This is a genomic window from Azotobacter bryophylli (genome assembly GCF_042643485.1).
GTDB classification, from domain to species: domain Bacteria; phylum Pseudomonadota; class Gammaproteobacteria; order Pseudomonadales; family Pseudomonadaceae; genus Azotobacter; species Azotobacter bryophylli.
Map to the genome: position 1 here is coordinate 484,461 of NZ_JBHRSJ010000034.1, position 12,506 is coordinate 496,966.

Annotated in this window: 13 protein-coding genes; 4 read left to right on the plus strand and 9 right to left on the minus strand. The window is 63.4% G+C overall.

The window, feature by feature from the left end; translation table 11 throughout:
• Nucleotides 1-4 precede the first annotated feature (4 nt).
• The 6 genes from ACFOJE_RS18335 to ACFOJE_RS18360 all read right to left on the minus strand — a co-directional run bounded on the left by ACFOJE_RS18335 (nt 5) and on the right by ACFOJE_RS18360 (nt 6,676).
• Entirely contained in the window at nt 5-544 is a 540-nt protein-coding gene (locus tag ACFOJE_RS18335; protein WP_377816160.1) for a pilus assembly PilX family protein, read from the minus strand.
• An 11-nt stretch (nt 545-555) separates the two neighbouring features.
• On the minus strand, nt 556-1,728 hold the full coding sequence (locus tag ACFOJE_RS18340; RefSeq protein WP_377816161.1) for a PilW family protein: 1,173 nt from the start codon (nt 1,726-1,728) through the stop codon (nt 556-558).
• Nucleotides 1,728-2,144 carry a type IV pilus modification protein PilV gene (pilV, locus tag ACFOJE_RS18345; RefSeq protein WP_377816162.1) on the minus strand — a complete coding sequence of 139 codons (417 nt, stop codon included), beginning with the start codon at nt 2,142-2,144 and terminating at the stop codon, nt 1,728-1,730. The genes ACFOJE_RS18340 and pilV overlap by 1 nt, the downstream gene beginning before the upstream one ends.
• Complete coding sequence (locus ACFOJE_RS18350; protein ID WP_377816163.1) at nt 2,129-2,635, minus strand: pilus assembly FimT family protein; 507 nt, start codon at nt 2,633-2,635, stop codon at nt 2,129-2,131. Before ACFOJE_RS18350 ends, pilV begins: the two co-directional genes overlap by 16 nt.
• A 583-nt stretch (nt 2,636-3,218) precedes the next feature.
• Nucleotides 3,219-4,949 carry a SulP family inorganic anion transporter gene (locus tag ACFOJE_RS18355; RefSeq protein ID WP_377816164.1) on the minus strand — a complete coding sequence of 577 codons (1,731 nt, stop codon included), beginning with the start codon at nt 4,947-4,949 and terminating at the stop codon, nt 3,219-3,221.
• A gap of 263 nt (nt 4,950-5,212) precedes the next feature.
• Entirely contained in the window at nt 5,213-6,676 is a 1,464-nt protein-coding gene (locus ACFOJE_RS18360; RefSeq protein WP_377816165.1) for a carbohydrate porin, read from the minus strand.
• A 304-nt stretch (nt 6,677-6,980) separates the two neighbouring features.
• Here ACFOJE_RS18360 and ACFOJE_RS18365 point away from each other — a divergent pair, with 304 nt between their 5' ends.
• Complete coding sequence (locus ACFOJE_RS18365; RefSeq protein WP_377816166.1) at nt 6,981-7,376, plus strand: polyhydroxyalkanoate granule-associated phasin; 396 nt, start codon at nt 6,981-6,983, stop codon at nt 7,374-7,376.
• Nucleotides 7,377-7,491: 115 nt separating this feature from the next.
• Entirely contained in the window at nt 7,492-8,550 is a 1,059-nt protein-coding gene (nadA, locus tag ACFOJE_RS18370) for a quinolinate synthase NadA (protein ID WP_377816167.1), read from the plus strand.
• A gap of 19 nt (nt 8,551-8,569) precedes the next feature.
• Here the strand turns inward: nadA and ACFOJE_RS18375 are convergent, their stop codons facing one another.
• Nucleotides 8,570-10,003: a M48 family metalloprotease gene (locus ACFOJE_RS18375; RefSeq protein ID WP_377816168.1), complete on the minus strand. Its 1,434-nt coding sequence runs from the start codon at nt 10,001-10,003 to the stop codon at nt 8,570-8,572.
• A 95-nt stretch (nt 10,004-10,098) separates the two neighbouring features.
• Between ACFOJE_RS18375 and ACFOJE_RS18380 the strand changes: the two genes are divergently transcribed.
• Nucleotides 10,099-10,350 carry a sulfurtransferase TusA family protein gene (locus ACFOJE_RS18380; RefSeq protein ID WP_377816169.1) on the plus strand — a complete coding sequence of 84 codons (252 nt, stop codon included), beginning with the start codon at nt 10,099-10,101 and terminating at the stop codon, nt 10,348-10,350.
• A 45-nt stretch (nt 10,351-10,395) separates the two neighbouring features.
• On the opposite strand, the gene ACFOJE_RS18385 is transcribed toward ACFOJE_RS18380, so the two are convergent.
• Together ACFOJE_RS18385 and ACFOJE_RS18390 are read right to left on the minus strand one after the other, a co-directional pair.
• On the minus strand, nt 10,396-10,869 hold the full coding sequence (locus tag ACFOJE_RS18385; protein ID WP_377816170.1) for a peroxiredoxin: 474 nt from the start codon (nt 10,867-10,869) through the stop codon (nt 10,396-10,398).
• Between the two features lie 17 nt (nt 10,870-10,886).
• Nucleotides 10,887-11,444, minus strand: coding sequence for a glycine cleavage system protein R (locus tag ACFOJE_RS18390; RefSeq protein WP_377816172.1), 558 nt, complete (start codon nt 11,442-11,444; stop codon nt 10,887-10,889).
• A 166-nt stretch (nt 11,445-11,610) separates the two neighbouring features.
• Here ACFOJE_RS18390 and dapA point away from each other — a divergent pair, with 166 nt between their 5' ends.
• The gene (dapA, locus tag ACFOJE_RS18395; RefSeq protein ID WP_377816174.1) at nt 11,611-12,489 is read left to right on the plus strand and encodes a 4-hydroxy-tetrahydrodipicolinate synthase; all 879 of its coding nucleotides are present in this window, start codon (nt 11,611-11,613) and stop codon (nt 12,487-12,489) included.
• Nucleotides 12,490-12,506: the final 17 nt, after the last annotated feature.

Sequence of the window (12,506 nt, forward strand, 5' to 3'; positions counted from 1 at the left end):
TCCTTCAGCGCAGATAGGTGCTTTGCAGCACCACCATCGGATCGGCCACGGCATCGCCGTCGGTCCTGGCCGCGGCCAGCACGGTGATGCGGTAGAGCGCCAGTTCCTCGATTTCTCCCAGCTCCAGGCCCTTGTCGCGGGTCAGGCCTGAGCCGTCGAGCAGTTCGATCAGGTAGCGCACGTCGATGCTGTCCGAGCTCTCGCCCGTGCGGCGGGTGAGCCCGCTGGCGGAGAGGGCCATGCTGGAGCAGGGGCCGTAGAACTGCGCGGCATCGGCCAGGGTGTCGAAGCGGCACTGGTCGCGCTCGAACCGGTAACGACCGTCGGCGTTGGCGAAAGCGGGCAGTGCCGCCGCGCTGAGGTAGCGCTCGGCATCCCGCAGTCCGGCTTCGGCGGCCTCGAAGTAGTCGGCGCGCAAGCTCAGGCTGCCGGCCATGCGTTCCTGCAGACCGACCGAATTCATGCCGGAAACGCCGATGAGCGTCAGAATCAGCAGCAGAATCAGGGCGACCAGCAGGGCTGCGCCTCGTTGGCTATGTTGCATGCGTGCGCTCCTCATTTCAGCCGGTTGCGCAAGGCGACGGTGAAGCAGAGCTTCTGCCGGTTGCGCCCGTCGGCGAAGCTGAGCGGGGTGGCGCCGTCCGCCAGAGGCGACTCGCAGCTCTCGCCGTCGAAGGCCAGCCTGACCGCTTCGCCGCCGGAGGTCGGCGAGCGCACCACGGCGCTGATGCGCAAGGCGGTGATGCGCTCCCAATCGGAGCTGCTGGTGATCTGGTCGGCGCGCAGGAAGTCGCTTTCGCTCCCGCGGCGATACCAGACCTGCAGATTCTCGACACCAGGCACCAGCTCCTCCCATTGGTCGCTGCCGGCACAGGGCTGCTCGCAGCGCATCAGGGCGGGCTCGCCCGTGAGGCCGGAAAGCCCGACGAAGTAGCTCGCTCCGGCGATGCGGATCAGCTCGGCTCCGGTGCCGAAGCGCTCGACCTGCTTCTGCCACACGCTGGCGCTATTGCCGGCTCCGCCGGTATTGGCCTCGGAGTGAACCACTTGGGTACAGCTCGCGATGTCTGCGCCGCATCCGCTGACGGTCTTGACGTTGGTGCCGACGAACAGCACGGCCTGGTCGCAATCGGCGGCGATCAGCAGGTCGCCCTCGCATAGGCCGCTGGGAGCGGGAGTGGATTTATTGCCGTTGGCCGAGCTGCATTGGCGATCGCTGTCGACGGCGATCACGCGAAGATTGGCGTTGGCCGTGGCGTCCTTGCTGATGATGCGCAAACCCGGCTGGACGCTGCCCAGGGTCAGGATATCGCTGCGGGGATAGCCATCCGGAGCGTCGTCCGGGCGCCAGGAGGCCACGCCGCCGAGGTCGGAGGGCAGGTGGTCGCCGTCGAAACCGGTAACGCCGAGAAGCCGGGCGTCCGGATCGACGAGGTCGGTCATATTGACGAAGGTGAAACTGAGATCGGTGCTGTCCTCGTCGAGCGCGACGAAGTGCTTGTTGCGCGAGCCGCAGCCCGAATAGCCCAGCTGACGCAGGTCGCGGGTCAGCCACTCCTTGGTGAAGCGGATGCGTTCCTGGCTGCGTGCCAGCTCCTCGTTCAGGCTCTGGCTGCGCTTGGTGGCGAGCAGGACTTCGGTGGCGCCCAGTATCAGAAACAGGCCGATGGCCATCGCTATCATCAGTTCGACCAGCGACAGACCTCGTTGCGAAAAGCGCATACCCATCAGAGCACTCCCACCTTGACGGCCAATTGCAGGCTTTCCCGGGCATCGTCGGCGGCGGTCGAGTCGTCGAGGAAGCTGCGTCCCTGCCAGCTGACGGTCAGGTTGCATAGGTCGGCATCGCACTCGGCCGAACCTTGGCCGTCCGGCAGCGTATCGGCGACCTGTTGTTGCCAGAGGGCTTTTTCGGTCGCGAAGCCGGCATCCAGCTCCGGGTGGGATCGACTGCGTTCGGCCATGTCGTACAGCAGCACGTTCGCCTGGCTGCGGTAGTAGGCGTCCTGATTGAACTGCAGGGTGCGGACCTGCAGGGCCGCGATACCGAGCAGGCCGACGGACAGCACCAGCAGGGTGACCAGTACCTCGATCATGGAAACGCCGCGCTGCGAGCGGGCGAGGGGACTCAGGAGGCGGCGCATAGGGCTTGTACCTTGGCCGGCACTTGGTCGTGGTCGGGGATGAACACCAGGTTCTGACCGGAGCGGCCGAGATAGACGAAGCGCTCGTAGCCGCCGACGCCGCTGTAGCTGAGTCGGACGCAAGCCTCGGGGCGATTCAGTGTCCCCAGCGGCGGTATGAACTGCAGGTCGGCGAAGTCGATCAGGTTGGTTGCGACGTTGGGCTGCTGCCATTCCCGCAGGACCTCGTTGGTGGTTGCATCGAGCATGCGAAAACCGGAGTCGCTAGGAGCGATGCTGATCGCATGGCCGGTCTTGATCGCTTCGTTGCGGGCGAGGGCTGAAAGGCTCAACCATTCGACGGTGGCCGACTGCATGCGCTGGCGGCGGATCAGGTCGGTAAAGCTGGGGGCCGCCAAGCCGAGCAGGATGCTCATCACCGCCAGGGTGACCATTAGCTCCACCAGGGTGAATCCTCGGCTTTGGGGTTTGTTCTTTTGGGTGACGACCATTCATTTACCTGGCGCAGTCAGTACGGCGATCGCTCGTCTACCTCGTTCCCGAATGGCCCTTCATGGGGGCGAATGATTCGGTATATATGGCGTAACTTTTCGTGCGATAGCGGTCTTAACGAGATTTTAACGTCATGATGGCATTTTGTTACAACTTGGGAAAAGTGCTGTGATCTGTATCGCACGATACGGAAATAGTTCGGCAAAGACAGGCGCCTGGAAGCGCTGCCGGCGAAAGACGTGAGTGCCGGTATCCGTATGAAAATATTCGAAGTTGGTAAGAGGAAAGGCCGGCGGGCACGATGATGACCGCGTGTTTGCTCTGTTCGATCTGTCCGGGGATAAGCGGTTTTATCGGCCAGTTGATTGGTTGTTTTCCTGCCGGAGATTGAGTGTTGTAAAGCCGCGATAATTGTTCGTTTATTTATTGGTTGTCCAAGGCAGGAAATGTCCTGGGCTGGGCATCTGGGGCGGACTTCACTTGCTCCGGGTCGGCAGGTGGATCCGTGCCGGTACCTTCTCGCATGACGGGCGGCTACCGGACCGATTCGCGGCTTCAGTCAGTCTTCCGTAGAAATTGGCTTCAGGGGAGCGCGATGTGCTTCCCGCTCCTCGAGGTCGAGGGCGGTTGGCTGATCAAGCCGGCTTCGGCCGAGGGCGCGCCGAGCGAGGCCAGAGCGCTCGAGACGGCGTCGTCCACGCTCCAGTGGATCAGCGATTCACGGGGCAGTTCGGGGGCGTTGGCCCGGGCGAGTACGGCCTTGGCCGGCTCGTGCAGGCGAGCGACCAGCAGGCCGACTCCCCGCGCATGGGCGAAGCGGGCCAGCCCCAGCAGGCACTCGATGCTGCTGCCGTCGAGATCCGGCGACTCCTCCAGGCTGAGGATCAGGAACCGCGGGGGGTGTTCTTCCGGGGCGTCCGAGGGTTGGAGCCGCTGCTGGACCATGGACAGGATCTGTTCGGCATTGGCGAAGAACAAGGGACTTTCCGGGCGCATGATCAACAGGCCGGGAACCGGCTTCGCCTCCGGATGGGCGAGGATATCCACGAAGTCGTGCCCCTCGCCGAGACGGCCGAGCACCGCCACCTTGGGGCGCGAGAGTTCGCGAAGCGTCATCAGCAGGCTGGCGCCGACCGCCGCCAGCAGGCCCGGCAGGATGCCGAGCAGCAAAACCCCGGTGATCGCCAGCAGGACGACCAGTCGGTCACGGCGCCAGTCGAAATAGACGCGCAGCTCGCCCGGTTTCAGGCTGTGCCCGACGGCGTGGATGACGATGGCGGCCAGTACTGGCAGCGGGGTCAGCGCCACGAAGGGCAGCAGGGTCAGGACTGCCAGTAGGACCACCAGGGCGGCGAACCAGGCCGCCAGCCGGGAGCGTGCGCCCGCGGCCTCGTTGGCCGAAGTGGCGGAATAGCCAGCGCCGACGGGCATGCCGCCGAACAGGCCGGAGGCCAGGTTGGCCACCCCCAGGGCCAGCAGGTCGCGGTTGGCGGAAACCGGGTCGCCATGCTTGAGGGCGAAACTCCGGATGCTGCTGTAAGACTCCGCATACAGCACGAACAGCATGGCGAAGGCCAGTTCGCCGAGGCGCAGCCATTCGCTGCTCGAGAGTCCTGGCAGGCTGGGCGCCCTGAACTGGAGATCGATGTTGCCGACCAGCGCGACGCCGAAGCGGTCCAGCCCCCAGCACGACTGGGCGGCGATGCCCAGGACGATGGCCAGTAGGGCGCCAGGGACGCTCCGGTAGGGTCTGAGCACCATCAGCAACCCCAGGGCTCCCAGTCCCAGAGCGACGCTGAGTGGATTCCAGTGGCTGGATTGCTCGTAGAGGGCAAGGCTGAAGCGCAGGATGTCGTCGAACGGCGACGTGACCCCGAGCAGGTGCGGCAATTGCTTGACGATGATGACCACCGCCAAGCCGAAGGTGAAGCCGCGCAGCACCGGCTTGGCGACGAAGGCGGAAAGGGCGCCCATCCGGGCGAAGCCGGCGCCCAGGAAGAACAGTCCGGTGAGCAGTACCAGGCCGCTGGCCAACGCCAACCTCAGTCCAGCATCGTCGGGTGTCAGGCTGGCGGTGGCGGCAGCCAGAACCGCTGCGGAAGACGAGGTGGCCGAGACGACGGCGAAGCGGCTGCGGCCCAGCAGGCCGTAGCAGGCGAGTCCGGCCAGCAGGGCGATCACGCCGAAGCCCGGCGGAAGACCGGCGATGCTCGAGTAAGCGACCGCTTCGGGCAGCAGCAGTCCGGCTACGGCGAGCCCGGCCACTAGATCTTGCCTCCAGGAGGCGGTGGGTCGTGTATCCGCTGTACTCATCCGATCTGCAATCCGATGGGGTGATGGTCCGTGTGCCCGATGCGCTCGGCCTTTCGCTTCGGTGCGTCGGCAGGCGGTGGGAGATGCGCCGAGGTGCGTTGCTGCCGAGGGAGCGTGGGGCTGTCAGGGCTAAGGCAACGCCTCGGCAGAAAGGGGCGGCGCTTGATGCGATAGGGTTATCGTAACACCGGTGCGCTTATGGCAGGCAGGGGCTTACCGGGCAGGCGTCAGCTCTGGTCGGACCGGAGAGTTCTGCCCTCTCTTCAGAGCACGACGCGGGTATGCACGCCGAAGAGCATTTCGTTGTGTGCCCGGTGGTCGTTCTTCTCGTTCAAGCCGCCGCCACCGGGATGGTAGATATACTGGAAATCGGGCTGGACGAAGAACCAGGGGGTGACCTGTGCTTTGTAGGTGACTTCGATATGGTGCTCGTTCTGTCGAATGGGATAGTAATCGTTCGAATACGAGCGGGCATCCCGGTCGGCCTCTCTGGCCTGTTTCCCCGTGTGCCCCATGCCCCAGCCGATACCGAAAGCGTCATACGTGCGGCTTTCGAAAGGGGCATTCAGGTTGAAGCCCGCATCGGCCGCGAAATCGACCACGTTGCGGTCGCTCCTGTTGTCGGTTATGCGGGCGAACACTCCCACGGAGGTCGGGGAGCTCAAGGAGGGCCGCCAGACCATCTGGTCCATGACGGCGTAGAGAATCCAGTTGCCCCTGTGCTCCTTGGGCGTGCCCGTGCTGTCGGGCGAGGCGAGTGGCTTGCCGTCCTTGTCGTAACGCTGATCGGCAAATTGGCCGGTATCGTAGATCCCCCCGATCTTGTAGGTGCCGGGCAGGCCGGGATCAGGACTGTCGTCGCTCAGATTGTCTGGCTGCGGGTTGATGCCGTACTGGAATTCATTGATGAACAGGGCGCCGCCACCGAGATTGAAGTTGTCGCCGTGTGGATGCACGCTCTGATTGGTGGGATCGTTCGCGTTGTAGAAGCTGTGGCCGGGCGGATTGTCGTCGGCCACGGCGAACAGCCAGGAAAGCTGATCGGTGGGCTGGTAGCTGACCCGAGCGCCCAGCGACGCCAGCGGCCAGGACGGGCCGCCGGCATACAGATTGATGGACGGCGCCATGGGCCAGCCGAAGTTCGAGTTGAGGAACAGGTTGGCGTAATCGCTGAGGAGGAATTCGTTGTCCAGCGCCTGTTGTCCTACCTTCACGTTGAGCCGGTCATTCCAGAAGCCTTGCTGATACCAGAGCTCCAGCAGTCGATTCGAGCGATAGGCCTCGTAACCGCTGATGGGGTTGTAGTCGGCGAGCCGGTCCTGAGTGATGGAGCGGCCGCGGATATTGAGCCAGCTGACGTTGAACCAGCCGCCCTTGATGCCGGTGAGCTTTTCCGGATCGATGCCGATCTGGATGGTGCCGATGCCCTCGTAGGCTTCGTGCTGCCGGGTTCCGCCCTGGGCGTTGACCCACAGCTCGTCGTCGCTCTGGATATTCAGACTCACGCCGTATCGGTACAGCCACTCGCGAAATCCCCCCATATCCCCCAGCAGGTTCTCCTTGGCATGGGAGCGGTACTCCTTCGGTAGACCGGTCTGAAGAGAGTGAGCCTGTACCCGCGGGCTATTGCTGCTCAGGAGGACCAGCAGGCCGATTCCGAGGAGGCGCCCGGGGAGCGAGCCGGCGAGCTGGCGCAGACTGATAGCCTCGAATGGCGATTCACCCATTTTTTCGAATTCTCTGGGAAGACCGGCATGCCGGGGAAGGGGCGATGGTGCCCTTGCTGTCTCTCGGTGCAGTCCGACAACTGCATTAATGAGATGATTTACTATATGAGATGAATATTCATTTATCTACGGTTTTTACCGAGCCCTTTTCGTCATCTGAGATCGACTCTTCCCGGATCTTCTGCCCATTGTGCAGCCGCTTTCTTTGTCTCTTGCACCGGCTGGCCGCAGCGAGTTGCAGGCACACAGGGCCTGTCTAGACTCTCCAAGTCGGTTCCGGCTTATGAGGCTCTCGGAGGTTTTCATGGCAGCGACCACCAGCCGTAGGACGAATCTCCTTTCCAAGCAGGCCATGGAGCTGGGCATCGCCGCGCCCCAGGTCATCGTTGCGCGTCTCGCTCGTCTGGCCATGGCGGGGGCGAATCCGAGCGCCAGGGACCGGCACGAGTGTTATCTCATGGGGGCCGAGAAGGCAGCCGCCTTCGGCGAAGCCTGGTTGGCCATGTCGATGCGCATGCTACAGGCCAACCAGCAATTGATGTTGTCGCTCATGTTCAGCTGGAATCCCCTGCTCGGCGGAAATGCCCTGGCCAGATCGGTGCAGGCCTATCAGTCCGCCATGCTGGATGTGCTGGGGAAGGGGCTGGCTCCGGTGCACAAGTGTGCGGTCGCCAATGCCAAGCGTCTGAGGCGAAGGTAAAGCTGACGCCGACCGATGCCGGTTACGCCTAGCCCTCTGGTCGGTCGGGGCGGATTCGCCGAGGGCGAGGTTGTCGATGATATAATCATCCGCCGCGCCCTTAGGACTAGTGAACATGACGCAGATTTCCGAACGCCTCCTTGTCCAGGCTCATCTCGACGCCAAGCAGCTCCGGCCGCTGAGCGCCGAGGAGGAGGCTCGCTATCGCAGCGAGATCGCCGCCGAGCTGAAAAAGCAGAATGCTGTCCTGGTGGCGCATTACTATTGCGATCCCGTGCTCCAGTCTCTCGCCGAGGAGACCGGAGGCTGCGTTGCCGACTCCCTGGAGATGGCCCGCTTTGGCAGTCAGCATCCGGCACAGACCCTGGTGGTCGCCGGGGTCAAGTTCATGGGCGAGACGGCGAAGATCCTCAATCCGGAAAAGCGTGTCCTGATGCCGACCTTGGAGGCGACCTGCTCGCTGGACCTCGGCTGTCCGGTGGAGGAATTCTCCGCCTTCTGCGATCAGCACCCGGAGCGGACCGTGGTGGTCTATGCCAATACGTCTGCGGCGGTCAAGGCGCGGGCCGACTGGGTGGTGACTTCCAGTTGCGCCCTGGAGATCGTCGAGAGTCTGATGGACAACGGCGAGAAGATCCTCTGGGCGCCGGACCAGCATCTGGGCCGTTATATCCAGCGCGAAACCGGGGCGGACATGCTGCTCTGGGACGGTGCCTGCATCGTTCACGAGGAGTTCAAGGCGAGACAGCTGCAGGACATGAAGGCTCTGTACCCGGAAGCCGCCGTGCTGGTGCACCCGGAGTCTCCGGAAGCGGTGATCGAGCTGGCCGATGCGGTGGGTTCAACCAGTCAACTGATCAAGGCCGCGCAGACATTGCCCAATCCGACTTTCATCGTCGCCACCGACCGCGGCATCTTCTACAAGATGCAGCAGCTATGTCCGGACAAGCATTTCATCGAGGCGCCGACGGCCGGGAGCGGGGCCGCCTGTCGCAGTTGCGCCCATTGCCCATGGATGGCGATGAATACCCTCGAGCGCACCCTGCAGAGCCTGCGCGAAGGCAGCAACGAGATCTTCGTCGACCCTGCCCTGATCCCTCGGGCGGTCAAGCCGCTGAAGCGCATGCTGGACTTCACCCAGGCCGCTCGCCTGAAGCTGGCCGGCAACGCCTGACCGCCGACGGCGGTCGGGCTCAACGGAGCATGTCTTCGATTATCCGCTTCTCTTCCTTCAGCTCCTGCTGGCGGGCGTCGAGGCGCGAAGCCATCTGGAAGTTGCCGGAAGCGCGGCGCTTGGCGAAGTCCAGCTGCTCGATGGCCTGGTCGTAATCGCCCACGAGGGCGAAATACTCGGCCCGCGCCTGGTGCACTCCGATGATGTCGCCGGCCAGGCCGCGGGTCTCTGCGACCTGATACCAGATGTCCGGATCGTTCGGGCGATCCTTGACCAGCTCGTTGAGCACTTGCTCGGCATCCTTGGGGCGGTTCTGCTTGAGCAGCAGGTCCGCCTGGGTCAATTTCAGTGACAGGCTTCCCGGGTACAGGTCCAGCATGCGCGAAGTGCGCGCCTGGGCCTCGGGCAGGCGGTTGGCCGTGATATCCAGCGCTGCGGCCGCCAGGTTGTAATGGATGTCGTTGGGCGACTTCTCCAGCAGTGGTTGCAGGTTCTCCCGTGCTTCGTTGAGTTGGCCGCTCTTGGTCAGGGCCAGGACCAGGCCGTAGCGGGCGGCATCCTGCTTGGGATTCTCGTCGAGCATGGCGCGGAAGCGTTTCACCGCCATGCCGGGAGTCTGTTCGAACAATAGCTGCACGCGGGCGCGCATCAGCTGATAAGCCAGGCTGTCGCTGTTTCCGCCTGCCGTGTACTGCTCGGCACGGTTACGGGTGTCGGCGATTCGGGACTCGGTGACCGGGTGGGTTAGCAGGAACTCCGGCGGTCTTCCATCGAAACGATATTGACGCATCAGCCGTTCGAACATGCTGGGCATGGCGCGTGGGTCGTAACCGGCCCTTTCCAGGTTGAGAATGCCGATGCGATCGGCTTCCTCCTCGTTCTGCCGGGAAAAGCGCCTCTGCTCCTGGATTGCCGCCGCCTGAGTTGTGCTGATCGCCGCGATCCCTGCATCTCCGGCGCCGGCTGCCGCGGCGACGATGCCGGCGAGCAGAGCGGCCATCAATGGCACCTGCATCCTTTTTTGCGCCTCGACTCCACGGGCGTAGTGGCGCTGCGACAAGTGGGCGAGTTCGTGGGCGAGCACCGAGGCGTATTCGGCCTCCGTCTGTGCATAGAGGAACAGGCCGCCGTTCACCCCGATGATTCCCCCGGGTGCTGCAAAGGCGTTGAGCTGCGGACTGTTGAGCAGAATGAACTCCAGCCGGCGGTCCTGCAGTTCGCTGGTTTCGGCCAGACGGTAGACGCTGGTTTCCACATACTCCTTCAACTGAGGATCTGACAGGTGGGGAACCTGCCCGCGCAACAGAGAAAGCCAGGCGCGGCCGAGCTGGTGCTCCTTCTCGGGAGAAACGATCGCCGAACTGGCATCGCCGAGCGAGGGCAGTTCGCTGGCAGGTGCCGGTTGGACGAGCAGGCAGGCGAGCATTGTCAGGGTGGTGGGAAGGAGTTTCATCCGGGCAGGCTCGTGAAAACTGGGGCGCTACTGTAGCCTTGCGCTCGGTCGGCAGGCCAGTGACGACTATTTTGGAAGTTTTTCGGGAGATTAACATGACAGACGCCGCAAGCGGGGCCATCGCCTGCGATGCCGAACTGGATGCCAGCGGGCTGAGTTGCCCCATGCCTCTGCTCAAGGCCAAGCTGGAGTTGAACCGCCTGGCAAGCGGAGCCGTGCTCAAGGTGATTGCGACCGATCCCGGCTCGCAACGCGATTTTCGCAGCTTTGCCCGCCTCGCCGGGCACGAGCTTTTGCACGAGGAAGCCGAGGCCGGCACCTATCGCTATTGGTTGCGCAAGGCCTGAATGGTTGGTGCGGGTGGGCAGGGCAGTTGCTCCGCCCGTCCGGCATCAGGTGTGCTGCAGCTCTCGGGCGGCCTTTAGGACCGCCTCGACGTGTCCCGGTACCTTGACTCCGCGCCACTCCTGGCGCAGGACGCCCTTCTTGTCGATCAGGAAGGTGCTGCGGTCGACGCCCATATATTCCTTCCCGTAGAGCTTCTTCAGCTTGATCACGTCGAAAAGCTGGCAGAGCTGTTCGTCCTTGTCCGAAATCAGTTCGAAGGGAAATCCCTGCTTTGCCTTGAAATTCTCGTGTGACTTCAGTCCATCGCGGGAGACGCCGAAGACTGCGGTGTCGGCGGCCAGGAAGTCTGCGTGGTGGTCGCGAAAGCCCTGGCCTTCGGTGGTACAGCCGGGGGTGCTGTCCTTCGGATAGAAATAGAGGACGACCTGCCGGCCCTTGAGGGCGGCGAGGGAAACCAACTGGCTGCTAGTTGCCTGGGCCTGAAAGTCTGGGACGGGCTCGTTCAGTGATACGGACATGCCGAAGTTTCCTTTCCTTATGGGTTCTGCGGGCGCCAAGGCTCGATCAGTGCATCGAGATTGAGGGCGTCGGCGAAGTCCAGGAACTGGTCGCGCAGCCAACTGATCTGGGTGCCCGCAGGCAGGGTGACGGTCAGCGTGGCGGTGAGCATGGTGCCACCGGTCTGCGGCGCCTGGTAGGTATCGCAGGTGAGGTTCTCCAATTCGACCCGGTGGTCGATGAAGAACTGGCACAGCTCGCTGATGATGTCCGGGCGATAAACGGCGCTGACATAGGCTACGTAGGGCAGGGCCTGGGGGCGCTGCTCGAGCGGCTGGCTGCGGGTGACGTCGAAGCTGAAGTCATGGCGCTTGGCCAGAGCCGGCAGGCTGGCTTCCATGCGGGCCAGCCCGTCCCAACTGCCGGTCACCTGCAGCACGAGGGCGCAGACATCGCCGTGGCGGGTCAGGCGCGTGCTGACGACCGAACAACGACTATCCTGGCTGGCGCGGCACAGTACGTTCGTCAGCTCCATGGGGCTGTTGCCGAGGGCGCTGATGACGAGAAACTGTTCGCGAGCGGGTGGGGTGGACATGCAGCATTCCTAAAGCGATGGGTGGTCGGCGCATGAGGCGTCGCGCAAAGCCGGAAGGTTAACGAAAAGCATCGTCGAGGGGAATGCTTGCCCCCTGGTTCCAGCTTGTGCAAGGCAGGTGGCGACAGTACCATTACGGCTCTCTTTTTCCAGCAGGAGTGGTTGCATGATTGCGGGCAGTATGGTGGCGCTGGTCACGCCCATGGATGCACAGGGTGGTCTGGATTGGGACAGCCTGAGCAAGCTGGTGGATTTCCACCTGCAAGAGGGTACCAATGCCATCGTCGCGGTCGGCACCACGGGTGAGTCCGCGACTCTGGATGTGGATGAGCACATAGAAGTCATCCGCCGCGTGGTCGACCAGGTCAACGGCCGGATTCCGGTCATCGCCGGCACCGGTGCAAACTGCACCCGGGAGGCGATCGAGCTGACCGAGCATGCCATGAGCGTCGGTGCGGATGCCTGCCTGCTGGTGACTCCCTACTACAACAAGCCGACCCAAGAAGGCCTGTACCAGCATTTCCGCCACATTGCCGAGTCCGTGGCGATACCGCAGATCCTCTACAACGTTCCCGGACGCACCAACTGCGACATGCTGCCGGAAACCGTCGAGCGTCTGTCCAAGGTGCCGAACATCATCGGCATCAAGGAAGCCACCGGAAACCTCCAGCGTGGCCAGGAAGTGCTGGATCGCGTGAGCAAGGATTTTCTCGTCTACTCCGGCGATGACGCCACCGCCGTCGAGCTGATGCTGATGGGTGGCAAGGGCAACATCTCGGTGACGGCCAACGTCGTTCCTCGGGCGATGAGCGAGCTCTGCGCCGCGGCCATGCGTGGCGAGGCTGCCCTCGGGCGTGCGATCAACGAGCGTCTGATGCCGTTGCACAAAGCTCTGTTCGTCGAGTCCAACCCGATTCCGGTGAAATGGGCTCTGCACGAGATGGGGCTGATTCCGGGGGGGATCCGTCTGCCCCTGACCTGGCTCAGCGCCGGCAGCCAGGAGCCTGTGCGTCAGGCCTTGCGCCAATGCGGTCTGCTGGCTTGATCATCGTTAGGAAAAGT

Bases quoted from the DNA above. Each gene is read 5' to 3' on its own strand.
- ACFOJE_RS18375 (WP_377816168.1), bottom strand. From the start codon at position 10,003: ATGAAACTCCTTCCCACCACCCTGACAATGCTCGCCTGCCTGCTCGTC.
- nadA (WP_377816167.1), top strand. From the start codon at position 7,492: ATGACGCAGATTTCCGAACGCCTCCTTGTCCAGGCTCATCTCGACGCC.
- pilV (WP_377816162.1), bottom strand. From the start codon at position 2,144: ATGCGCCGCCTCCTGAGTCCCCTCGCCCGCTCGCAGCGCGGCGTTTCC.
- ACFOJE_RS18380 (WP_377816169.1), top strand. From the start codon at position 10,099: ATGACAGACGCCGCAAGCGGGGCCATCGCCTGCGATGCCGAACTGGAT.
- ACFOJE_RS18365 (WP_377816166.1), top strand. From the start codon at position 6,981: ATGGCAGCGACCACCAGCCGTAGGACGAATCTCCTTTCCAAGCAGGCC.
- ACFOJE_RS18340 (WP_377816161.1), bottom strand. From the start codon at position 1,728: ATGGGTATGCGCTTTTCGCAACGAGGTCTGTCGCTGGTCGAACTGATG.
- ACFOJE_RS18385 (WP_377816170.1), bottom strand. From the start codon at position 10,869: ATGTCCGTATCACTGAACGAGCCCGTCCCAGACTTTCAGGCCCAGGCA.
- ACFOJE_RS18360 (WP_377816165.1), bottom strand. From the start codon at position 6,676: ATGGGTGAATCGCCATTCGAGGCTATCAGTCTGCGCCAGCTCGCCGGC.
- dapA (WP_377816174.1), top strand. From the start codon at position 11,611: ATGATTGCGGGCAGTATGGTGGCGCTGGTCACGCCCATGGATGCACAG.
- ACFOJE_RS18350 (WP_377816163.1), bottom strand. From the start codon at position 2,635: ATGGTCGTCACCCAAAAGAACAAACCCCAAAGCCGAGGATTCACCCTG.
- ACFOJE_RS18355 (WP_377816164.1), bottom strand. From the start codon at position 4,949: ATGAGTACAGCGGATACACGACCCACCGCCTCCTGGAGGCAAGATCTA.
- ACFOJE_RS18390 (WP_377816172.1), bottom strand. From the start codon at position 11,444: ATGTCCACCCCACCCGCTCGCGAACAGTTTCTCGTCATCAGCGCCCTC.
- ACFOJE_RS18335 (WP_377816160.1), bottom strand. From the start codon at position 544: ATGCAACATAGCCAACGAGGCGCAGCCCTGCTGGTCGCCCTGATTCTG.